The sequence below is a fragment of the Neorhizobium sp. LMR1-1-1.1 genome (assembly GCF_040675795.1).
GTDB lineage: Bacteria > Pseudomonadota > Alphaproteobacteria > Rhizobiales > Rhizobiaceae > Neorhizobium > Neorhizobium cellulosilyticum.
This window is the reverse complement of record NZ_JBEGHE010000001.1, coordinates 1,009,529-1,029,363: the sequence shown is the minus strand read 5'-3', so window position 1 is coordinate 1,029,363 and position 19,835 is coordinate 1,009,529. Positions and strand designations below refer to the sequence as shown.

The following is a 19,835-nucleotide window of genomic DNA, read 5'->3' as shown; positions in this document are numbered from 1 at the left end:
AGGTCTATGGTCAGCCGCATTATACTCATTTGTCCCATCCGGATTTCATCATGACCGATACCGTTACCAGCCGTTTCCTCCGTTACGTCGTGCTCGACACCCAGTCCGACGCCTCTTCACTCACCCAGCCATCGACAGCCAAGCAGCTCGATCTCGGCCGGCTTCTGGTCGGTGAGTTGCAGACGATCGGTGTGAAGGATGCCGAACTTGATGAACACGGTTACGTCTACGCGACGATCCCCTCGAACACCGGCAAGAACAACGTCCCGGTCATCTGCTTCTGCGCCCACATGGACACCGCACCGGATTTTTCCGGCACCGACGTCAAGCCGCAGGTGATCCGCAATTACCAGGGCGGCGACATCACGCTGCCGGGCGACAAGAGCCGCACCATCAAGACGTCCGAACATCCGGAACTGAAGAACCAGATCGGCAACGACGTCATCACCTCCGACGGCACGACGCTGCTGGGTGCCGACGACAAGGCCGGCCTTGCCGAGATCATGACCGCCGCCGAATATCTGCTCGCCAATCCCGATATCAAGCACGGCACGATCCGCATCCTCTTCACGCCCGACGAGGAAATCGCCCGCGGCGTCGCCAAGGTAGACCTGCAGAAGCTCGGCGCCGATTTCGGCTACACGCTGGACGGCGAGACGGCGGGCACGATCGAGGACGAGACCTTCTCGGCCGATAGCGCCGACATCCTGATCAAGGGCGTCGCGATCCATCCCGGCTTTGCCTATGGCAAAATGGAAAACGCCATCCGCATCGCCGGAAACATCATCGCCAAACTGCCGAAGGACATGACGCCTGAAACGACAAAGGGCCGCGACGGTTTCATCCATCCGACCTCCGTCTCCGGTACGATGGAAGGCGCCAAGATCAGCCTCATTCTGCGCGATTTCAGGACAGAAGGGTTGAAGGAAAAGGCAAAGCTGCTCGAAACCATCATCGCAGAAGTTATGGCCGACTATCCCGGTTCGTCTCATACGCTGAAGATCACCGAGCAGTATCGCAACATGAAGGAAGTGCTCGACCATCACCCCGAGATCGTCGAAAACGCCATCGAGGCGATCCGCCGGGCCGGCATGTCGCCGGTGCGCGGCAGCATTCGCGGCGGCACGGATGGAGCGCGCCTCTCCTTCATGGGCCTTCCCTGCCCCAACATCTTCGCCGGCGGCCACGCCTTCCACTCGCCGATCGAATGGGTCAGCAGCCAGGACATGGAAAAGGCCGTGAAGACGATCGTCGAACTGGCAAAGCTCTGGGAAGAGCGCGCCTGATAAGCCGGCAGGCTTTCTGGATTGCTTTCTGGGCGTCAATTCGGAAACGGATTGGCGCCCTATTGCTGAGTGCCGGAGCTCTTGCGATCAGTTGTAAGGCCCAAGCAGCCGGAAATATTCCCGCTCGCTTTCGCCATAAGCATCGGCGGCGAACTGTTCGAGTGCCGGCCTGTCGCGCACGATGATCATGCCACGTTCGGAATAGATCAGCTTGCGGCCCTCAAGCACATGCAGCGCCGTCGTCACGCTCGGACGCCGAACCGCCAGCATGATCGACAGGAACTCATGCGTCAGGCTGATCTCGTCGCCATCGGTGCGGTCGTGGCACATCAATATCCACCGCGCCAACCGCTCGTCGATATGGTGGACGGCATTGGAGAGCGAGGTAAAGGCCCCCTGCACCGATAGTGCCTGAACATACCGTCCAAGCAGGTTCTTGAGATCAGCGTCCCGATCGAGCAACGACTTCAAAAGCTCGGTAGAGATGCGGAAACCGTCACCCTGAACCTGCATGAAGATCGAAAACGGATCGGACCCCGCATCGAGCACGACTGCCGCCGGCGTCATCCCGTCTCGGCCAAAAATACCGATCTCGGCATGCTGCCCTTGCGGTGAGCGGGCGACGATCGAGGCAATGCCCGTTTCCGGGAAATAGGCATATTCCGCAGCCTCATGCGGTTCCGAGAGCTCAAAACCGCGCGGCAGGTCCACCGGCTTCAGATGGGCGGCAATTGCGGAGAAGCTCGTAGGGCTCGTCAGCCGAAGCAAATTGTTACGGACCGCCGTTTGCCGAATGTCAGCCATCGCTCATCCTTGATAGGAGAACATGGCCTGTTCGGCTTCCTCTGAACGAGAAGTCTCCGCTTGATTTGAACGATTTCCATCTATGGCCATAAAATTCGCGACACAACCCGCCGGCCCCACTCGGTACGGTATCAGACAAAGGGGTACACGCGCGCAAAAACCGTTTAACTAATCAGTATCTTGCAGGGGAAGAGATTCGAATTGGCAGACAAGCTCATATTGTTGCTGGAAGACCAGCCGCTGATCTCCCTCGACGTGGAGGAAGCGCTTGTAGACAAGGGCTTGAGCAATTTTGTCACACTCCGCTCCCAGAGAGAGGCGCTGGAATGGCTTGACGCATCGTCACCCGACTTCGTGCTGCTCGATCTCTACCTCAATGATGGCGACAGCCAGCCGGTGCTTGCCCGCCTGCAGCAAGAAAGTATCCCCTTCATGATCTACACCGGCAGCGAAAAGCCGCCGGAATGGAATGCGGAGCTTTTCGAAGGCAGCGAATGGATGAGCAAGCCGAGCGATCCGGACGCCCTGGCCGACCGGATCAGAACCCGGCTTGCAATCACTTAAGCCGATTTGCGGGTGATATCCTCGATATCGCCGAACATGCGTTCATATTCCCGCTCGGCACCGCCATAGGAATCCGCAGCAAACTGCTCCAGCGCCTTGCGGTCACGAACAATGATCGTGCCGCGATGCGAATAGATCAGTTGCTTGCCTTCCAGCACATGTAGCGCCACCGTCACGCTCGGTCGGCGTACCGACAGCATGATCGCCAGGAATTCGTGCGTCAGGTCGATCGCATCGCCATCCACACGGTCGTGGCACATCAGGATCCAGCGCGCCAGCCGCTCATCGACAGGATGGATGGCATTCGACAGCGCCGTGAAAGCGGCTTGGCTCATCGCCACATGCGCCCAGCGCGTCAAAAGCCGCTTCAAGCCAGGCGAGACTTCCATCATCCTGCGCATCACGGCAATCGGCACGCGCACGCCATGTCCCGGCACCTGCATGACGACGAGATAGGGTGCATCCGCCGCGCCCAGCGCAACGGAAGACGGTGACACGCCCTCGCGGCCCAGAAGCCCGATCTCCGTGCGCTTGCCAGACGGTGATGTCACGACAGTGGAGATCACGCCGGAAAACGGGAAATAGCAGTATTCGAGCGGTTCGCCCGGCGCCGACAGCACAAAGCCTTGCGGAAGATCAATTCGTTCCAAGACAGGTTCGAGGGCGGCATAATCATCGTGAGAGAGAAGCGCCAGGAGCTTGTTCTGGTTTTTCATGTCCATCTTTTCCTTGTCCTCTTTGTTGCGTCCAGTTCACCACCGTTTCGGGCGGTTCGCGCGTCCTCAGTCTGAACCTTCAGAACTGGTCATCGCTGCGTATTCCCCACCCCGGCGGGCGCATTGGTAACGGTAACCCTCCCTTGAAGTTCCCATTTGGAAACACCACCTCATGATTGCCGGTTGCCTGATTGGGACCGGCACGATGAATTCCGCAGCTTCTACCGACCATGTTGCTTGATGAGGATATGGTGCGACGAAGGCATGATCCCCTTTAGTGCCTGCCGGATAAAGCGGAGCGCCGTCCATTACCCTTGTCCGATGACGGATCGGACCGCTGCAAAGCCGCCTGAAACCGTGCCCTCGGCTCCCCGAAACGGCTTTGGTTTCAACTCATGTTTTGCGTCTGGAGGTAGTGATGAGACAGAATCCATATGAAATTTTGGGCGTGAAGCACGATGCGTCGCAGAAGGACATCCAGAGCGCCTTTCGAAAGCTCGCCAAGAAATATCACCCCGATCTGAACCCCGGAGATCAGAAGGCCGAGGACATCTTCAAGGAGATATCCGCCGCCAACGAAATCCTCGGCGATGAGGAAAAGCGCGCCCGCTTCGACCGTGGCGAGATCGACATCAATGGCGTCGAACGCGCTCCATTCCAGCAGCATCGCGAATATGCCGGCGCCAATGGCGGAGAAGCCTTTTTCGACGAAGGCGGCTTTTCGCAATTCGGCGGTTTCGAGGATATTTTCGAAAGCTTCATGTCCCGCCGCGGAGGTCAGACAGGCTCGCAATTCGGCGGCGGGCAGTTTCGCTCGAAGGGGGCAGACGTCCACTACACGATGGAAGTCCCCTTCCTCGACGCCATCAACGGCACGACCGCACCGGTCTCCTTCGGCACCGGTTCATCGCTTGATGTAAAGATCCCCGCAGGCACGCGCGACGGCCAGGTCTTGCGCCTGCGCGGCAAGGGAGGCAAAGGCGCGCCAAAAGGTCAGGATGGCGACGCCCTCATCGAGATCAAGATCAAACCGCACCCGTTCTTTAAGCGCGACGGCGATGATATCCGCGTGGAAATCCCGATCACCATTCGCGAGGCGGTGCTCGGCGGCAAGATCAAGGTACCGACGCCCGGAGGTTACCTGAATGTAACGCTAAAGCCCAACACCAATACCGGCACGACGCTGCGTCTTAAGGGTAAGGGCGCCCCGAAGACCGGTGGCGGATATGGTGATCTGCTGGCGACGGTGAAGATCGTCCTGTCGGAAAAACCGGATCCTGATCTTGCAGCATTGATGGAGAACTTGCCGGAAAAGCCCAACGAAGATCTGCGCAAACATCTTAACCTTTAAGTAAGGTGGAACTTTATAAGTCTGTCAAACGTCGTGTAAGACGAAAGCCACGCTTGAAATATTTGGACCAGGTGTCATCTTGCCCTGGTCCTCATATCACACTGTAAAGGTAAAATGACGGAAGCCGATGATCTGAACGACTATCCGAACATCCTCCTACTGGAGGACGATCTTCTTCTGGCGATGGACATGGAAGACCATCTGCTCCAAACCGGCCACAACATCATAGGCCCTTTCGGCAGGATCGCCGACGCGATGGATGCAATCCCGCGCAATGATTTGGCCGGCGCCATCGTCGATCTCAATCTCCATGGTGAACTGTCAGTTCCGGTCATCGAGATGCTTCGGGAACGGGACGTTCCGGTTATCATCTGCAGCAGCCATGCCGAACTGCCGGAACTCAAGAGCAGGCTCAAAGGCCTGCCCATGCTTCCCAAACCTTGGCATCCCCAAAAGCTCAACCGGTTGGTCGCAGAGACGTTTGGCGCAAGCAGCACTGCTTGATCACAGCATCACGGATATCTCGCTCAAAAATGGCCCAGCAATATGCTTCGCCGTTGAGCATGCACCCATGTCGCCGCTCGGCGACATTCAGATGCCGCTGGAAAACTTCTGCGCCACCCAATAGCCGATGACCGCCGAAAACGAGGTAAGAACCGTCCCCCAGGCCATGTCGACGGCACTGACCATCGGTGACCAGTTCTTCAGAGTAGCAAGGTTCGTCATGTCGTAAGTGCCGTAGGCAATCAGGCCGAGAATGGCACCTGCAATGGCTGCTGTGGTCCAGTTTCCGGACACCAGCGCCGGCTGAACTGCGAAGTAGACGATACCGGCAACATAGAAGAGATAGAAAATACCGGCGACTACGAAGTTAGGTTGGTCAAGCAGAAGGCTGCCGATCCGGCTGCGGTAAAAAACCGTGGCGACCGTGCCGAGCCAGATGAAATCGAGACCGAGGAAGGCGACCACAGTTCCCACATAGGCAAGCAGATAGGTCATCTCGTCCTCTCAGATTTTCAGGATCGGCTGCACCAGCCGCACAATCCAGCTCGAGAATTTGAGCGGCGCTTCGGTCACGGCGAGGCAGATGCAATCCTCTCCCTCTGTCGCCTTGGGTGTATGCAGCAGATCGCCGTCGGCTTCCTCTATATCCCCGCGGGCGAACAGCTCTTCGCCATCGTGAAAACTTCCCGCCAGCACCAGAGTCAGCTCGCGCCCCTCATGGGTGTGCTCCGGCACCGGCTTTCCGGCCGGAATGCGCAGCAGCCTCACCTGCGTGTTCTTATCCTTCGTCTCGATCAGGATCTGATAGGCACCACGCCCGAGCGCTCGCCATTTGAGATCTGCAAGGTCGCCACCGACATAGGATCGAAGTGGCTCCGGAAGCACGACTGTCTGTTTAGTAGCCTTTGGAGCCTCGAGCTTGACTTCCTCGACCTTGATATCAGCCGCCCGTGCCTTGAAGCGGGCCCAGGCCTCGTCTTCGTTGGCGCTTTCGTCTGCCTTATCCAAAAGCGCTCCCGCAGCCCCTTCCATTGCATGAAGGCGCTGGCGACATTCGGGGCAAAGCGCCAGATGGCTCGCCACCGCAAGGCTCCAGCCTTCAGAAAGGCTTCCCGCGGCATACTCGATCAGAAACTCGTCGCTCAAATGATGCTTCACGTTCATAGCCGTCCCTCCAGCGAGGAACGTAGTTTCTCGAACGCCAGCCTGATGCGTGATTTCACGGTTCCGAGCGGAACACCGAGATCGCGCGCGATCGTCGAATGCGAAGCCTCATCGAAGAAGGCCCGTCGCAGCACGTCCAGTTGCTCCTCCGGCAAGGTCGCCATCGCACCGCGCAACAACTGCGCTTCCTGAATCTGCTGGAACTCCTGATCGGCTGGGGCGACGTCGTCAGCAACGAACGCCGGATCATTCATGTCGAATTCCGGGCGTTTGCGCCTGTAGGCATCGATGCGCACATTGCGCGCGATTGTATAGATCCATGCAGACACGTTGCCGCGAGCAGGATCGAATTGGCCGGCCTTGTTCCACACCGCAGTCATGGTTTCCTGCATCAACTCTTCGGCAGCTTGCCTGTCTTTGGTTTTAGCTGCCATGAAGCTGCGGATGCGTGGTGCATAAAACCGGAATATAGCTTCGAACGCATCTGCGCTGCGGTCCCGTCCGACGATGGAAAGGAGCCGCACCATCTCGGCCTTCGCGAGATCCTCGGCTTCCGAGCCACCGGAGTTTTTATTGTTCATCCCGAGCCCACGCGCTGCTAGTCCCGCCAGCCGTATAGGCGACGGTCGGTATATTTGCCATTTATCAAGCGAGATAGGTGAGCTCAAGTTCATGGCAAGCTTTACGAAAGACTTCCAGATGTGGATCACACCCTTTGTGAGTTTTTGCAGAGATCCGATTGCCGCCCTAGTTCGTATTGGATTGCAGACTAGAGCGAGGATGCTGGGATGACGCCTTTGACTGGGAATTTCGGACGGGAAGCGAAAAGGATCGCAGTCATCGGCTCAGGCATCAGCGGCCTGTCCTGCGCATGGCTATTGTCGAAAAGCAATAATGTCACTCTTTACGAAGCCTCTGACCGGCTGGGTGGTCATGCCAATACCGTGAATGTCGAAATAGAGGGCCGCAGCGTCGCAGTCGATACCGGCTTCATCGTCTATAATGAAACCAATTATCCAAACCTGGTGGCCTTGTTCGAACATCTGAACGTGCCGACGATCGCTTCGGACATGTCGTTTGCAGCATCCATGGGTAATGGCGGGTTCGAATATAGCGGCACCGGCCTGAAAGGACTTCTCGGGCAGAAAAGAAACATCGTCCGGCCCCGCTTCTGGTCCATGTTGCGCGACGTTCTCAAATTCTACAAGCAGTCCCCCGCCCTTCTGGATCAGCCGGATATGCAGGAGATCACGCTCGGTGACTATCTCCGTCAGGCAGGCTACTCCGCGACCTTCATCAACGATCACCTGATGCCGATGGGAGCCGCCATCTGGTCGACGACGGCCAGCGAAATGCATGATTACCCCCTGCACGCCTTCCTGCGCTTCTTCGTCAACCACGGTCTGCTGCTTCTCTCCGGCAGGCCGCAATGGCGCACCGTCGAAGGCGGCAGCCGGGAATATGTCACGCGCCTGGCCGCAGACTTTAATGGAACGATCAGGCTTTCCACTCCGGTCGCCTCGATCCGCCGCGCCGCAAACGGCGTGACGGTGACCGACACGCACGGCCATTCGGACGAATTCGATGATGTGGTGATCGCAGCCCATGCGGATGAAGCCCTCAACATGCTGACAGATGCCGACGAACACGAATGGGATCTGCTTGGCGCGTTCGGTTACACCCGCAACAAGGCAGTCCTGCACAGCGATCCGGCCTTGATGCCGAAACACCGCAACGTCTGGTCGAGCTGGAACTATCTGAGCGGCACGGAAGGCAACGGAGATCAGCAGCTCTGCGTCACCTATTGGATGAACAGGCTCCAGAAGCTTCCCACAGACCGGCCTCTCTTCCTCACGCTCAATCCCAACCGGGAACTGCAGCCTAGACTGATCCACGGCACATATGATTATACCCACCCACGCTTCGACACCCGCGCCCTGAAAGCCCAGCACGATCTTTGGCAGCTTCAGGGCCGCAACCGCACATGGTTCTGCGGCGCATATTTCGGCAGCGGCTTCCACGAGGATGGCCTGCAATCGGGGCTCGCCGTCGCCGAAGCGCTCGCAGGCAACCGCCGCCCATGGAGCGTCGAAAACGAATCCGGCCGCATCAGGATCGAGGAATTCCGCGAGGCTGCCGAATGAGCCAGACCTCCAGCATCTATGCCGGCGCTGTCGTCCACACGAGGCTGAGGCCGAAAAAGCATAACCTGCGCTACAGCGTCTTTTCGCTGTTGCTCGATCTCGACGAACTTCCCACGCTGGACAGGTCGCTGCGCCTTTTCGGCGTCAACCGGCGGGGCCTGTTCAGCTTCTGGGAAAAGGACCATGGCGACGGCGTATCGGGCGGCCTCAAGACATGGGTTGCGAGCCAACTCTTGGATGCCGGAATAAATACGGATCACCTGAGCATAAGGGTTCTCTGCTACCCCCGCATTTTCGGTTACGTCTTCAATCCCCTCACCGTCTATTTCTGCTACGATCGTCAGAGCGAATTGCGCGCAGTCATCTACGAAGTCTGCAACACCTTCCACGAACGCCACGCCTATATCATTCCAGCCGCTGGCGAGGACGGCGGCCAGATAAGCCATTCCTGTACGAAGGATTTATACGTCTCGCCCTTCGTGCCGATGGATTGCCGCTACGATTTCTCGGTAAGGATACCTGCAGAGCAGGTGCGGATCGCCATCAAGGAATCCGACGCTGACGGCATGTTTCTCTATGCGATGTTCCAGGGCAGGCAGTCACCCCTCACCGACCGCGGTCTGGCGAAGGCCTTTCTCAGATATCCGCTGATGACGCTCAAGGTAACGGCGGCCATCCACTGGGAGGCGCTGCGCCTGTGGCTGAAGCGGGTGCCCGTTTATCGTCATGCGCGCGCAGCCTCACCCAGAGCCTCGACCATCGTAACCCATAGCCCACGGACGGAGACCCGCTGATGTCGGATGTCGACCACAAGCTTGAACTGCCGTTGCCGTCCTTTTCGTTTCTTGAAAGAATTCTCTGCCGATGGGCCAATCGCCTGGTAGTAGGGCAACTGGCGCTGCGGTTTCCGAGCGGCCGTGAAGCGCGTTTCGTTGGAGAGGCAAGCGGTCCGACTGCCACGATCGAATTCAAGACGATGCGCCCGCTTCGCCGGCTGGCGACAGGCGGCAGTCTCGGCTTTGCCACGTCCTATCTCGAAGGCGAATGGGAAACTCCGGATCTCGGCGCAGTGATGGATCTGGCAATCGCCAACGAGGCTCGCTGGCAGGGCATAATGAAGGCGAGCCCACTTGCCGCCTTCGTCGCGCGCATCCGCCATCGGCTGAACCGCAATTCGAAGGCCGGCAGTCGCCGCAACATTGCCTACCACTACGACCTCGGCAATGCATTCTACGGGCAGTGGCTCGATGAAACCATGACCTATTCTTCCGCCATTTTCTCCAACCCGCGCGAAAACCTGGCCGATGCGCAGAAAACCAAATACCGCCGCATCATCGAGGAACTGAAGATCGGCAAGGATGATCATGTGCTTGAGATCGGTTGCGGCTGGGGCGGCTTTGCCGAAGAGGCGATTCGCGCAACCGGGTGCCGCGTCACCGGGCTGACGCTTTCCAAGGAACAGGCCGCCTTTACCGAAACGCGGCTGAGGCAGGCAGGCTTCGAAGACCGCGCCGATATCCGTCTGGAAGATTATCGCGACTGCGAAGGCACATTCACCAAGATCGTCTCGATCGAGATGTTCGAGGCGGTCGGCGAAGAGAATTGGCAAATCTATTTTGACCGGATCAGATCCCTGCTTTCTCCGAAGGGACAGGCGCTTGTTCAGGTTATCACGATCGCCGAAGAACGGTTCGCCCATTACCGAAGCCATGCGGACTTCATTCAGGCCTACATTTTCCCAGGCGGCATGCTGCCCAGCATCACGGCGTTCGAAGCCACCGCACGAGCCTCAGAATTTTCGGTCGAGGATCGCTTCTGCTTCGGCCGCGATTACGAGCGCACCCTGCTTTTGTGGGACAAGGCGTTCAGAGAGAACTGGCAGCGCATAATGTCCCACGGCTTCGACGAACGCTTCTTCCGCATGTGGCACTATTACCTGCAATATTGCGCCGCCGGATTTCGCACCGGCCGCCTCGATGTCGTGCAGTTCAGGCTTGCTCGCTAGGCCTCCTTGCGAAGCATCCTACGTGTAATCGCGAGGCTGATCGGATAGGGCAAAGCGGCAAGCAGCTTCATCGCCACCTTCATCTTCCACGGGAAGACGATCTCGAATCGCCGGCTCTCAAGCCCCTTGATGATGGCATCTGCCGCCTCGTCTTCTTTGATTAGGAAGGGCATCGGAAAATCGTTCGTCTTCGTCATCGGCGTATCGACAAAGCCGGGATTGATAACCTGTAGTACCACCCCTTCCCGTTCAAGCTGCGGCCGCAACGCTTCGCAAAGGGTAATCAGCGCCGATTTCGTTGCGCCATAAACTCCACCACCCGGCAGGCCAATATAACCGGCCACCGAGGCAACCACCGCAATATGTCCGCGACGCCGAGCAATCATCGGCGCCATCACCGCTTGAAGCGCATGCCCGGTGCCGACGACATTCAGATTGAACAGTTCAGCCAGCTTTTCGGCATCGAACCGGCGCGCGCTTTCACGCACATATCCGCCGGCGGAAAATAGCGCGAGATCGATAGGCCCGTGTGACTGCTCGATATTCAGCGCCGCATCCCTCACCGATTCCCCTTCGGTGATATCGAGAACATAGGCATGGATAAGCCCCGGCCGCTCCGCCGCAAGCGCCTCGAGCTTGGCGCCGGAACGCGCACTGACCGCAACCTGCCAGCCTCGGTCCGCCAGCTTCAGCGCGACCGCGCGCCCTATGCCCGAACTCGCACCGGTAATCCAGGCAAGGCGTCTTCCTGTTATCGTTTCAGCCATGGCATCCTCTATCGAGCTCATGCTTGATACGCATGGCTGCGACTATTGGATCCCAACAATGTGGATTTGCATGACGAGAAATTTCAGCGGATGGAGATGGAGTTTTTCGGCTCTCGTTCAATGAAGCGGCGTGCCAGCAGCCAACAACCGGCAGCCCAGGCGGCACCGGCACACCAACCACCAAGCACATCGGTTGGGTAATGAACGCCAAGATAAAGGCGCGACAAACCGATCATGAACGTCAGCAGGATCCCCGTAGCCAGAAGGAATATCCGCGTGGAGCGATATTGTTGCGCACGGGAAAGAAGTGCTGCGAGGGTCAGATAGGTGACAGCCGAAAGCATGGCATGGCCGCTCGGAAAGCTCATGTCATGAACCTCGACCAGATGCGGAACGATATCCGGGCGGGGCCGCGCAACACCGAGCTTGAGAGCACTGCTCACAACCCACCCGCCGGCGATCGAAAGAAACATGAATATCGCAATTGCCGTTTGCCGCGCGAGTAGAAGGTAGACGACAGCGAGAACGGTCATCAGCGAAAGCACCGTAACCCCGCCAAGCGCGGTAATATCACCCACGGCATGCGTCACCCAGGAAGGAGCGATCGGCACTGCAAGATCGGTTGCCTGCCTCAGTGCAAGCAGAATTTCCTCGTCGAACGCATGTGTATCTCCCTCAAGCACCTCTCCCGTCAGCGTCAGGAAGGCAAAAATCCCGCCTGCCATCAAGGCGAAGATGATAAGGCTTATTGGCTCGAAAGTCATGAAACGATCGATGAAACGACGACTGAATTGCTGATGCAGTGGCATGCTCTCTCGCAGGCTTGTTGAACCTCCAGTCTAGATAGGGGATAAGCGCTATCACGCAAGAATTTGACAGGCCATTCCGCCCATATTGATGTTTGGTAGGTCCTGACGATCATCTGGCCTACGCTAACCCGCTTGCGCTGATTCTGGTAACCCTCGACCTGAAACCGGATGCATGCCTTTCCTCTACATCGGGAACACGAGATCAGCTAAAAGATGATCGGGCGGAAAAACGGAGGATTTGATGCCGCAAACCATGCTTTCCGTATCCACCCACGGCCAGGGCCTGTACGAATTCACGGACCAGGCTGACGCCTTCGTTCGCAACCATCATGTCGGCCAAGGGCTACTGACAGTGTTTGTCAGGCATACTTCATGTTCCTTGCTCATACAGGAAAACGCCGATCCCGACGTCCAGAGGGATCTGAAAACCTTTTTCGGCCGACTGGTGCCACCCTCCATCCATCCGGACATGAGCTGGGTCGTTCACACGACCGAGGGGCCGGATGACATGCCGGCCCATATCAAGGCTGCACTGACAGCAGTATCGATAGGCATCCCGGTGAATGGAGGACGCCTGATGCTCGGCACATGGCAAGGCATCTATCTTTTTGAACATCGCGACCAGCCACATCGCCGCGAAATTGTTCTCCATCTTTCAGCCTGACACCCGGATCACCCGTTGCCGCGCTGAACCCAGCCTGAACGTACCCTTGGGGATGCGTTCAGGCTTTGAGACATAATATCCGGTCATCGCCTGACATGGCGAAAAGAAAAAAGGCTGCAACCGGAGGATCTCCCATGACCAGTTTGCTCACCAGGATCGGACTTGCCGCAATCGTCGCCCTGAGCGGTATTTCCGCCACCGCGTCCACAGCGGCCGCCTCCGAACGAGGCTTCGGCCCCAACGGAAACGGCATATACGTGCAATATTACGAAAGACATGACGATCGGGGCCGCGATTGGCGCCGCCATCATGACCGCCCCGGCTGCTCCCCAGGGCGTGCGCTCGATAAGGCCGAGCGCATGGGGCTGCGGCGCGCCCGGATTGTCGATGCCTCCCGCCGCGCCATCGTCGTCGTGGGTCGCGACCGGCATGGCCGTGACCGCGTGGTCTTCGCCAACGAACGCGGATGCCCTGTAATTCGCCGCTAGGGCATCAGCCCGAACCGTGATCTGCAAAACCAAAAAGCCCGGCCGCATGTGCGACCGGGCTTTTTCTTTTTGGGGGGGGACATGCGACCTTCAGTCAGCTTACTGCTGCAAGGCGAAGGTCACATTGACAGTTACCGTATAGGTGCTTTCTCCGGCTGCTACAGGAACGGAATCCCCGGCCATTTCCTTTGCCATCGCCATCCGCATCATAGGCTGCGCCATAGGACGCACCGAATTTTCGCTCATCTCGATGATACGGCCACGCTTGACACCTGCGGCCTCCGTCAAAGTCTTTGCCTTGGCAAGTGCCTGAGCGACGGCTTTCTTGCGAGCCTCGGTCAAAGCAGCTTCGGGATTATCATTGGTGAAGCTGATCTGCCCTCCTTCATTGACGCCCAGCTTGACCGACTGATCAAGGAGCGCCCCGAGTTTTGAGAGATCACGCACCCGAACGGTCAGGGCGTTGCTGACCTGATACCCGACGATCTTGCCGGGATCCGAGTTTCCATCTTTTGCATCCGTCTGCTCGTGGCGTGGAAAAATCTGGAACTGGCTTGTCTGGATATCTTTTTCCTCGACCCCGCGTTCACGCAGTGCACCGACTACATTGCGCATGGCGGCATTGTTGGCAGTGAGGGCCGCTTCGGCGGTCTCAGCCTGCTGCAGCACGGTCAGGGAAAGGATGGCCATATCGGGAGCGACGGCGGTCTCCCCCTCGCCTGATACGTTGATCTGAGCTTCGCGCGGTTTGCTTTCCTGAGCCAAAACGCTACTGGACAAGGGACCGGAAAGCACCATGGGCACGAGGAGTGCGGCATAAGCAAAACGGGTGAAAGGCTTCATCGGTTCTTCCTTGTGTTCTTCTCTAGATTTCGACCCACCCAGCCTGCAGCAGGCTGAAAGTGATGGGAACGAGGCAATTCGTTGACATTACAGAACCATACCTGCAGGTTCATTGTGAAGCTATTGCGGCAACCGCTTGTGACCGGTGAAGAATTGCGTTAGAGCGGGCACCAAGGTGAGACGAACCATTGCGTCGAACCACTGCCCTCACCGGCAGGGCCTGTAGCTCAATGGTTAGAGCCGGCGGCTCATAACCGCTTGGTTGGGGGTTCGAGTCCCTCCGGGCCCACCAATCCGTCCATAGACGTCCCATACCGTCCATAGCCGTCCCTGACACCCTAGCGTTTCCAGGGTTCTTTGGACTACATGGGACACGTCTGGACGGCCCAGCGCTGCAATTTGTTGGCACCGTTGTTGGCACCAAAATATCACTCGTGTGCCGATGCCAACAAACTGGCGATTCCCACCATTGAATCAAGTGCTTGAACTGATTCGCTTTTTCTCACTTCGTTCGAGTCCCACCCGTTGCGGGTTCGAGTCCCACGACCGGACCCATACTGTCGATTCAACTGTAAGTGACGCAATCTATATTCAACGATTAGTAGAACAAGCTACTTCCGGTGTAGTAGAATCGGCGCAACATCCATCGACAGGAAAGGTCATGCGCCGGACATACAATTCCATTGGAAATGAACACTGCACCTCTGCCTGGAGGTGCCATGAATGAGCTGGCTCTTTTCGCGGGCGCTGGTGGAGGCATTCTCGGAGGACACCTGCTTGGTTGGCGCACCATCTGTGCCGTCGAACGAGAACCCTACGCCGCCGCTGTTCTTGCCGCCCGACAAAATGACGGACTTCTCCCGCCTTTCCCGATTTGGGATGACGTTTGCACCTTTGACGGAACGCCATGGCGCGGACGTGTTGACGTGGTTTCTGGAGGGTTTCCCTGCCAGGACATCAGTGCAGCAGGCAAGGGAGCCGGAATCGACGGCGAGCGATCCGGCCTGTGGAAGCACATGGCGCGAATTGTCGGTGAGGTACGACCCCGATACGTCTTCGTGGAAAACAGCCCGCTGCTCATCAAGCGAGGACTTGCCGTGGTCCTCGGTGACCTTGCCGAAATGGGGTATGACGCGAAATGGTGCGTTGTGGGCGCAGCAGACACTGGCGCGCCCCATAAACGCGACCGGGTCTGGGTTGTGGCCAACGCCAACAGTGTTTGGGAACAACAACCGACCAGGAGCGAGCAAGAAAGCCGGTTGGGGACTAGCCGTGGCTGCGCGAATGTGGCCGACACCGAACGCAGGCAGCCCCAATTGGGGCGGCACCATGCGAGAATGGGGAGGGTCCAAAAACTGGGTCCGTCGAGAGATGCCGGAGTTGGCGGCTGGCCCATTGAACCCGGTGTGGGTAGAGTGGTTGATGGGGTGGCCGCAAGGGTGGACAGACTTAGAGCCCTTGGCAATGGACAGGTTCCAAGAGTGGTACAAGCAGCATTCGGAATCTTGTCCGATAGCAGCGAACGACAACTATGAGGATGACGCAGACTGGAATACGTGGCGGGCGTTCATTTTGAGCTGATCGTCCACAGAAATCCCAGAAAATCCCAAAAAAGTGTTGGCATCAGTGTTGGCATCACGCCCAACCAGACCGAGAAAATAACAATAATTACAGATACTTAACGGTAATTTCCCGGTTCCTCCGGGCCCACCAATTCTCATATCATTTCAATGACTTGCGCTCCAATTAACTGGCAAGGTTAGCCACCCTTTTTTCCGGCGTTGCTTGTAGCCGGATGTATCCGGACGCGCCTTTTCGGATTTTTGACACGAGGTTTCGGAATTTTCTGTTTTCCAATTTAGGTGCCAAAGAGCCGATATTTGCTTTTTTGATTCGGCCGAGAACCGGCAAGACTAGCTCTAATGGCCGTTTTCGCTTTGAAGGAATGGCGTTAGATTTTTTTCAACAAATTGGTTAGGGCGCCATCCTTTAAGCATTCGATCTACTAGGAACGTGTCCGCCGCACCTAGAGCAAGCGCGCCCACCGTCGCAGCACCGCCGGTAACAAAGTAGTCAATGATCGCACCAGCGCCTGTCATCACCGTAAACCGGCTACTTTTGTTGGGAAGGCGCTCAAGCCAAGTCTCTCGAATGACGGCGTCGTGGTATTCTTTCAAAAGCCCGGCCTCAGGCTTCACACCCTTAAGCCAGCTCTTGAACTTCCGGGTTTTATCGAGGAGGTCTAGGAACTCCTCAAACGTCCGTTGACCACTGTTGATAGCGGTGCGAAGTGAATTCCCATTCAGATGTATCTCTTGGAAAAGCTCTATATCTGCCTGGCTGTGTTGACGCCTGAGATTTCCGATCAGCTCGAATTTGTTCTGTATGATCGCTGAGCGTGTCGGGGTAGTAACGCTCTCCGCCATGTATTTTGAGGCGAAGACGACGTCCGCGCGGGCTTCAAGAACTTCGGCTAGGACCGAGGAAGGCGTTAGCAGTTCATTCGCCGGAAGCTGATTCAATTTTTGGTATTGGGCGGAGAGCAGCGGAAAATCGTAGTTGGTCACTACAATGAACTCGCCCTTGCCAATCTCATGAGCCTTGAAGTTCCAATTCGGAGGTATCTGTTGCCCCGTCTTATCCTGCAGAAAGACCCTGGCAGCAGCGTTCATGTACTGCGGATCTCTTAGATCTTCGTTTGCCATCTGGATGACGTCGATCGATTTCCCCGAGAGTTTCATAAGCTCTGGAGGTGCGAGCTTGATTATTGACCTTGCAGCAGAATTGGCTTTTTTCGTTTCGTATCCCTTGCGGGCCAGTACAGATGCAAGATCGTCTTCTGAGCTCCACTTTGTATTTGGGGTCTTGCCGGCACTCTGAAATTGCACCAGCGTGTTTATAGCTATTCCATTTTGTTTGCTGGATGACGCACCAAAAAAGCTTCGGAAGAAGCTGAAACTCGCGTGTCCATCATCGGCCAATCGCTTGAGGTTTGCATAGCCTATCGCAAACTCGAGATGCAAAGCGGTCCCAGGATCCATTATGATATGAACGTCCTGGTAAAATAACAGGGCCTCCGCGAGGAGGCCAAGGTCGATCTCTGGCGCAGATGCGCCTTTTCGGAGCAGTATTTTTTCGAACAATCAACTCCCCCATGCTTCACCGAATTGCTGGATTTAACTCGATATAATCACCTCTTTGACCCGCTTGCTAGACCCATTACCACAAACGGAATAGGTGCAAACAACCTCCTCGAAGTTAAACTTTGAGAACGTTTCGAAGACCCCTTGAACCGCATTTAAAGACAGGATGAAGTGGCCTTTAACTCGGCTAAGGACGTAAGCCAACTCGGCAGAATCCTCGCGGCCGAAAACTTCCTTTCCATAGTCGTCTTCGTTACCCCAATACGGCGGATCGAGATAAAACAGCATACTCGGCCGATCGTAGCGTTCGATGAACTTCCGCCAAGGCAGGTTCTCGATCACAACGCCGGACATGCGTTCGTGAATGTCTTCGAGCTGAGGCGCGAGGTTGACCCCGACAGCTTGCCGGATGCCCTTCCACGTGGTTCCGAGATCCCGGACAATCTCGACCCACTGGCGGCTGGCGCGCTCATGCAGCATCAGATCGACTGGATCGCCGATGACAGCACCCTGAAGGTTTGCGAAAAAGGCAGACGCACCGGCATCACCTTTGCCGAGGCGCTCGACTGCACCCTGATTGCCGCCGCCAAGCGCTCTGCTGGCGGGCAAAATATCTTCTACATTCCGGACAGTAAGCCGAAGGGCCGCGAGTTCATCAGGCATTGTGCCCATTTCGCAAGAAACGTCTCGGAAATGCTGACGATAGAGGACGGCATCTACTTCGACATGCGCGAGGACGGAACCACCAAAGCGATTTCGAGCTACATCATGCGGTTTGCATCGGGCTTCCGCATCGAAGCTCTCTCGTCCGGGCCTGAAAATATTCGCGGTCTACAGGGTACGGTCGTCATCGACGAAGCCGCCTTCCACCGAAACGTCAACGAAGTCATCGACGCGGTCGGCGCTCTGCTTATGCGACGATCAACATCTGTGACGTCTGGCGGCCCTGATCAACGCCATCCATACCCCTTGCTGTCTCGTCGTCATGCTTCTGACGGCTTTCAAGCGATATGAGACGCCGGAACCATTGACTTGAGCACCATGCATGGCACTTTCCTTCGGTTGCAATCAGCAGGCAGAGGGTTCGGCATGGCAGCAGACGCAACAACACTCAGCACGGACATCGTGGCAAAGCTTACCGATGCAATTGAAAATCTCGATTCAACCCCCTCGGATGAAATACTGGTTGTGCTGAACGAAGCGTTGGATGTCATCCGCGAACTGGTCCAGATGCTCGACAAGGCAGAGACCCGATAAGCGGTAGATCAGAACTCGGGAAACCGCCTAGCCTTCCACTGGTTATGTGGCACCGCGCCGCCGACTTCGAGGCCGAAGGACACCACCTTCGTCGCGCCGTCGTCAATCTCGCAGCGAAAACGCACGTCATACCATTGCGCACCTGCCCGGAAGGCCGCGCTGCGGATATCGAGAACGTTTCCCTGCGGCAGCGAATAGGACGGCAGAATTTCCGGTTGATAGGCAGGAGAACCATGCCGCAACTGTTCCCTTAATTCCGTGGTGCAGAGCTGGCTCGCCCGCACACCGCGCGGAATATTGGCCATCGCCGTCGTCGCCGAGGCATCTGACGTATCCGTCTGCGAGAACAGGCGCTTGGCCTCCTTCATCGGCTTGGCCTTCGAAGCTTCATCCTCGACAGGCTTTTCCTTTTCTGGCGGCTTCTCCACCGGCTCTGCCGCAATATCGGCAAGGATGCCTTCGATCGTGCCGTCATCGCTGGTTGCGAGCGGATCTGCATGGGCCGTTTCAAGAGAAGGCGGCGCAACATCCTGCGGCAGCGCCGGCGCAGCTACCCCGGTTTCGGCCTTGGCCTCAGGTTCGGCTTCGCTTGCCGCTGCCTCGCTCGTCTCTTCGGCTGCCTCTGGCGGGATTTCGGGATCCCGATCCTCGGCTTTCGCAACCTCCCCCTCCTCGGCTGCATTGCCGTCGGTAGAAACGCCCGATCCCTTGCTGTTTTCTCCGAACTCGAACACGGGGCGAAGAACCGGTAGCGGGCGCCCATTCGCCTCCTGAGGCTCGTTGTTCTGCGGCTGGTCCGCGGGGGCGGGCTCGGATGGCGGCGCCTGTGGCGGCTTCTCGTTCGCCTGCTCTTCAATTGGGGGCGGCGGCTCTGCAGGTGGCGGCTGTTCGGCTTCCACCTTTTCTTCCGGTGCTGGCGGAGGTGGAGGCGGCTCGGCCTTGGCCTCCTCGGTGGGCTTGTTTTCTGGCTCTGGCGGCGGCGCCTGCTGCTCTTCCGGCTTCTGCTCCGGCATGGTCAGGTTCAACGCCTGCTCCTGCTCCGCGGGCTTTTCCTCGTCCGGCTGCTCTTCCGGTGGCGGTACGATCTCGACCGAAACGCTTTCCTCCTGAGGTGGCTGCATCTCGGCGGCAGGTAGGCGCACGAAGAGAGCCACCGCAATGATGACATGCAGGGCGACAGAGGCGGCAATGCCTCCATAAAGCTTGTGACGTGGCTTCTGCGATCCTTCCTGCATGCCACCGATGTAGGATGAAAGAACGGCGGTATGAAGTCCCTGCGGCACATCGCGAACAACAAAAAGCCCGGCAGACTTTCATCTGCCGGGC

The 19,835-nt window shown here is 57.4% G+C and carries 22 protein-coding genes, 1 tRNA gene and 1 pseudogene; 13 read left to right on the top strand and 11 right to left on the bottom strand.

Features of this window, described 5'->3' with window-relative positions; translation table 11 throughout:
• Nucleotides 1-50 precede the first annotated feature (50 nt).
• Nucleotides 51-1,286: a peptidase T gene (gene pepT, locus MRBLMR1_RS04855; RefSeq protein WP_148147565.1), complete on the top strand. Its 1,236-nt coding sequence runs from the start codon at nucleotides 51-53 to the stop codon at nucleotides 1,284-1,286.
• Nucleotides 1,287-1,373: 87 nt separating this feature from the next.
• Here pepT and MRBLMR1_RS04850 read toward each other — a convergent pair whose 3' ends face one another.
• Nucleotides 1,374-2,090: a Crp/Fnr family transcriptional regulator gene (locus tag MRBLMR1_RS04850; RefSeq protein ID WP_148147564.1), complete on the bottom strand. Its 717-nt coding sequence runs from the start codon at nucleotides 2,088-2,090 to the stop codon at nucleotides 1,374-1,376.
• Between the two features lie 201 nt (nucleotides 2,091-2,291).
• On the opposite strand from MRBLMR1_RS04850, the gene MRBLMR1_RS04845 reads away from it, so the two are divergent.
• Complete coding sequence (locus MRBLMR1_RS04845) at nucleotides 2,292-2,654, top strand: response regulator (protein WP_183685855.1); 363 nt, start codon at nucleotides 2,292-2,294, stop codon at nucleotides 2,652-2,654.
• Here MRBLMR1_RS04845 and MRBLMR1_RS04840 read toward each other — a convergent pair.
• The gene (locus MRBLMR1_RS04840; protein WP_148147562.1) at nucleotides 2,651-3,370 is read right to left on the bottom strand and encodes a Crp/Fnr family transcriptional regulator; all 720 of its coding nucleotides are present in this window, start codon (nucleotides 3,368-3,370) and stop codon (nucleotides 2,651-2,653) included. The two genes, MRBLMR1_RS04845 and MRBLMR1_RS04840, sit on opposite strands and share 4 nt — an antisense overlap.
• 418 nt (nucleotides 3,371-3,788) lie before the next feature.
• Here MRBLMR1_RS04840 and MRBLMR1_RS04835 point away from each other — a divergent pair, with 418 nt between their 5' ends.
• Both MRBLMR1_RS04835 and MRBLMR1_RS04830 read left to right on the top strand, forming a co-directional pair.
• Nucleotides 3,789-4,721, top strand: a complete 933-nt coding sequence (locus MRBLMR1_RS04835; RefSeq protein WP_148147561.1) for a J domain-containing protein — start codon at nucleotides 3,789-3,791, stop codon at nucleotides 4,719-4,721.
• Nucleotides 4,722-4,835: 114 nt separating this feature from the next.
• The gene (locus tag MRBLMR1_RS04830; RefSeq protein WP_148147560.1) at nucleotides 4,836-5,225 is read left to right on the top strand and encodes a response regulator; all 390 of its coding nucleotides are present in this window, start codon (nucleotides 4,836-4,838) and stop codon (nucleotides 5,223-5,225) included.
• Nucleotides 5,226-5,312: 87 nt separating this feature from the next.
• Here MRBLMR1_RS04830 and MRBLMR1_RS04825 read toward each other — a convergent pair whose 3' ends face one another.
• From MRBLMR1_RS04825 to MRBLMR1_RS04815, 3 genes are read right to left on the bottom strand one after another with little or no spacing between them, the layout of a single operon-like run.
• Nucleotides 5,313-5,720 (bottom strand): DUF2177 family protein, encoded by a 408-nt coding sequence (locus tag MRBLMR1_RS04825; RefSeq protein ID WP_148147559.1) that lies wholly within the window; start codon nucleotides 5,718-5,720, stop codon nucleotides 5,313-5,315.
• Between the two features lie 9 nt (nucleotides 5,721-5,729).
• On the bottom strand, nucleotides 5,730-6,389 hold the full coding sequence (locus MRBLMR1_RS04820; protein WP_148147558.1) for a ChrR family anti-sigma-E factor: 660 nt from the start codon (nucleotides 6,387-6,389) through the stop codon (nucleotides 5,730-5,732).
• Entirely contained in the window at nucleotides 6,386-7,099 is a 714-nt protein-coding gene (locus tag MRBLMR1_RS04815) for a sigma-70 family RNA polymerase sigma factor (protein WP_500063777.1), read from the bottom strand. Before MRBLMR1_RS04815 ends, MRBLMR1_RS04820 begins: the two co-directional genes overlap by 4 nt.
• Nucleotides 7,100-7,177: 78 nt before the next feature.
• Between MRBLMR1_RS04815 and MRBLMR1_RS04810 the strand changes: the two genes are divergently transcribed.
• From MRBLMR1_RS04810 to MRBLMR1_RS04800, 3 genes are read left to right on the top strand one after another with little or no spacing between them, the layout of a single operon-like run.
• On the top strand, nucleotides 7,178-8,533 hold the full coding sequence (locus MRBLMR1_RS04810; RefSeq protein ID WP_148147557.1) for an FAD-dependent oxidoreductase: 1,356 nt from the start codon (nucleotides 7,178-7,180) through the stop codon (nucleotides 8,531-8,533).
• The gene (locus MRBLMR1_RS04805) at nucleotides 8,530-9,327 is read left to right on the top strand and encodes a DUF1365 domain-containing protein (RefSeq protein WP_183685853.1); all 798 of its coding nucleotides are present in this window, start codon (nucleotides 8,530-8,532) and stop codon (nucleotides 9,325-9,327) included. The genes MRBLMR1_RS04810 and MRBLMR1_RS04805 overlap by 4 nt, the downstream gene beginning before the upstream one ends.
• Nucleotides 9,327-10,538, top strand: a complete 1,212-nt coding sequence (locus MRBLMR1_RS04800; protein WP_148147555.1) for an SAM-dependent methyltransferase — start codon at nucleotides 9,327-9,329, stop codon at nucleotides 10,536-10,538. The genes MRBLMR1_RS04805 and MRBLMR1_RS04800 overlap by 1 nt, the downstream gene beginning before the upstream one ends.
• Here the strand turns inward: MRBLMR1_RS04800 and MRBLMR1_RS04795 are convergent.
• On the bottom strand, nucleotides 10,535-11,305 hold the full coding sequence (locus MRBLMR1_RS04795) for an SDR family NAD(P)-dependent oxidoreductase (RefSeq protein WP_148147554.1): 771 nt from the start codon (nucleotides 11,303-11,305) through the stop codon (nucleotides 10,535-10,537). The two genes, MRBLMR1_RS04800 and MRBLMR1_RS04795, sit on opposite strands and share 4 nt — an antisense overlap.
• An 83-nt stretch (nucleotides 11,306-11,388) precedes the next feature.
• Nucleotides 11,389-12,114 carry a phosphatase PAP2 family protein gene (locus tag MRBLMR1_RS04790; protein ID WP_148147553.1) on the bottom strand — a complete coding sequence of 242 codons (726 nt, stop codon included), beginning with the start codon at nucleotides 12,112-12,114 and terminating at the stop codon, nucleotides 11,389-11,391.
• A 241-nt stretch (nucleotides 12,115-12,355) separates the two neighbouring features.
• On the opposite strand from MRBLMR1_RS04790, the gene MRBLMR1_RS04785 reads away from it, so the two are divergent.
• Nucleotides 12,356-12,778 carry a secondary thiamine-phosphate synthase enzyme YjbQ gene (locus MRBLMR1_RS04785; RefSeq protein WP_148147552.1) on the top strand — a complete coding sequence of 141 codons (423 nt, stop codon included), beginning with the start codon at nucleotides 12,356-12,358 and terminating at the stop codon, nucleotides 12,776-12,778.
• A gap of 134 nt (nucleotides 12,779-12,912) precedes the next feature.
• Nucleotides 12,913-13,266: a hypothetical protein gene (locus tag MRBLMR1_RS04780; protein WP_148147551.1), complete on the top strand. Its 354-nt coding sequence runs from the start codon at nucleotides 12,913-12,915 to the stop codon at nucleotides 13,264-13,266.
• 99 nt (nucleotides 13,267-13,365) lie between these two features.
• On the opposite strand, the gene MRBLMR1_RS04775 is transcribed toward MRBLMR1_RS04780, so the two are convergent.
• Nucleotides 13,366-14,109, bottom strand: coding sequence for an SIMPL domain-containing protein (locus MRBLMR1_RS04775; RefSeq protein ID WP_148147550.1), 744 nt, complete (start codon nucleotides 14,107-14,109; stop codon nucleotides 13,366-13,368).
• 216 nt (nucleotides 14,110-14,325) lie between these two features.
• Here MRBLMR1_RS04775 and MRBLMR1_RS04770 point away from each other — a divergent pair.
• Nucleotides 14,326-14,401: transfer RNA gene (locus MRBLMR1_RS04770), tRNA-Ile, on the top strand.
• A 397-nt stretch (nucleotides 14,402-14,798) separates the two neighbouring features.
• Nucleotides 14,799-15,644 (top strand): DNA cytosine methyltransferase, encoded by an 846-nt coding sequence (locus MRBLMR1_RS04765; protein WP_500064040.1) that lies wholly within the window; start codon nucleotides 14,799-14,801, stop codon nucleotides 15,642-15,644.
• A 384-nt stretch (nucleotides 15,645-16,028) separates the two neighbouring features.
• Here the strand turns inward: MRBLMR1_RS04765 and MRBLMR1_RS04760 are convergent, their stop codons facing one another.
• Nucleotides 16,029-17,252, bottom strand: coding sequence for a hypothetical protein (locus MRBLMR1_RS04760; RefSeq protein WP_148147548.1), 1,224 nt, complete (start codon nucleotides 17,250-17,252; stop codon nucleotides 16,029-16,031).
• A 33-nt stretch (nucleotides 17,253-17,285) separates the two neighbouring features.
• On the bottom strand, nucleotides 17,286-17,732 hold the full coding sequence (locus MRBLMR1_RS04755) for a DNA adenine methylase (protein WP_500063772.1): 447 nt from the start codon (nucleotides 17,730-17,732) through the stop codon (nucleotides 17,286-17,288).
• On the opposite strand from MRBLMR1_RS04755, the pseudogene MRBLMR1_RS04750 reads away from it, so the two are divergent.
• Nucleotides 17,655-18,167 (top strand): annotated as a pseudogene (locus MRBLMR1_RS04750) (hypothetical protein); the annotation flags it as partial. The gene MRBLMR1_RS04755 and the pseudogene MRBLMR1_RS04750 overlap by 78 nt on opposite strands.
• Before the next feature lie 117 nt (nucleotides 18,168-18,284).
• Nucleotides 18,285-18,509 (top strand): hypothetical protein, encoded by a 225-nt coding sequence (locus MRBLMR1_RS04745; protein ID WP_148147545.1) that lies wholly within the window; start codon nucleotides 18,285-18,287, stop codon nucleotides 18,507-18,509.
• Between the two features lie 8 nt (nucleotides 18,510-18,517).
• Here MRBLMR1_RS04745 and MRBLMR1_RS04740 read toward each other — a convergent pair whose 3' ends face one another.
• A complete protein-coding gene (locus tag MRBLMR1_RS04740; RefSeq protein ID WP_500063770.1) occupies nucleotides 18,518-19,792 on the bottom strand; it encodes a DUF930 domain-containing protein in 1,275 nt (424 codons plus the stop codon).
• Between the last annotated feature and the right edge of the window lie 43 nt (nucleotides 19,793-19,835).

Bases quoted from the DNA above. Each gene is read 5' to 3' on its own strand.
- MRBLMR1_RS04805 (WP_183685853.1), top strand. From the start codon at position 8,530: ATGAGCCAGACCTCCAGCATCTATGCCGGCGCTGTCGTCCACACGAGG.
- MRBLMR1_RS04840 (WP_148147562.1), bottom strand. From the start codon at position 3,370: ATGAAAAACCAGAACAAGCTCCTGGCGCTTCTCTCTCACGATGATTAT.
- MRBLMR1_RS04810 (WP_148147557.1), top strand. From the start codon at position 7,178: ATGACGCCTTTGACTGGGAATTTCGGACGGGAAGCGAAAAGGATCGCA.
- MRBLMR1_RS04765 (WP_500064040.1), top strand. From the start codon at position 14,799: ATGAACACTGCACCTCTGCCTGGAGGTGCCATGAATGAGCTGGCTCTT.
- MRBLMR1_RS04780 (WP_148147551.1), top strand. From the start codon at position 12,913: ATGACCAGTTTGCTCACCAGGATCGGACTTGCCGCAATCGTCGCCCTG.
- MRBLMR1_RS04835 (WP_148147561.1), top strand. From the start codon at position 3,789: ATGAGACAGAATCCATATGAAATTTTGGGCGTGAAGCACGATGCGTCG.
- MRBLMR1_RS04755 (WP_500063772.1), bottom strand. From the start codon at position 17,732: ATGCTGCATGAGCGCGCCAGCCGCCAGTGGGTCGAGATTGTCCGGGAT.
- MRBLMR1_RS04820 (WP_148147558.1), bottom strand. From the start codon at position 6,389: ATGAACGTGAAGCATCATTTGAGCGACGAGTTTCTGATCGAGTATGCC.
- MRBLMR1_RS04785 (WP_148147552.1), top strand. From the start codon at position 12,356: ATGCCGCAAACCATGCTTTCCGTATCCACCCACGGCCAGGGCCTGTAC.
- MRBLMR1_RS04775 (WP_148147550.1), bottom strand. From the start codon at position 14,109: ATGAAGCCTTTCACCCGTTTTGCTTATGCCGCACTCCTCGTGCCCATG.
- pepT (WP_148147565.1), top strand. From the start codon at position 51: ATGACCGATACCGTTACCAGCCGTTTCCTCCGTTACGTCGTGCTCGAC.
- MRBLMR1_RS04850 (WP_148147564.1), bottom strand. From the start codon at position 2,090: ATGGCTGACATTCGGCAAACGGCGGTCCGTAACAATTTGCTTCGGCTG.
- MRBLMR1_RS04800 (WP_148147555.1), top strand. From the start codon at position 9,327: ATGTCGGATGTCGACCACAAGCTTGAACTGCCGTTGCCGTCCTTTTCG.
- MRBLMR1_RS04790 (WP_148147553.1), bottom strand. From the start codon at position 12,114: ATGCCACTGCATCAGCAATTCAGTCGTCGTTTCATCGATCGTTTCATG.
- MRBLMR1_RS04795 (WP_148147554.1), bottom strand. From the start codon at position 11,305: ATGGCTGAAACGATAACAGGAAGACGCCTTGCCTGGATTACCGGTGCG.
- MRBLMR1_RS04830 (WP_148147560.1), top strand. From the start codon at position 4,836: ATGACGGAAGCCGATGATCTGAACGACTATCCGAACATCCTCCTACTG.
- MRBLMR1_RS04825 (WP_148147559.1), bottom strand. From the start codon at position 5,720: ATGACCTATCTGCTTGCCTATGTGGGAACTGTGGTCGCCTTCCTCGGT.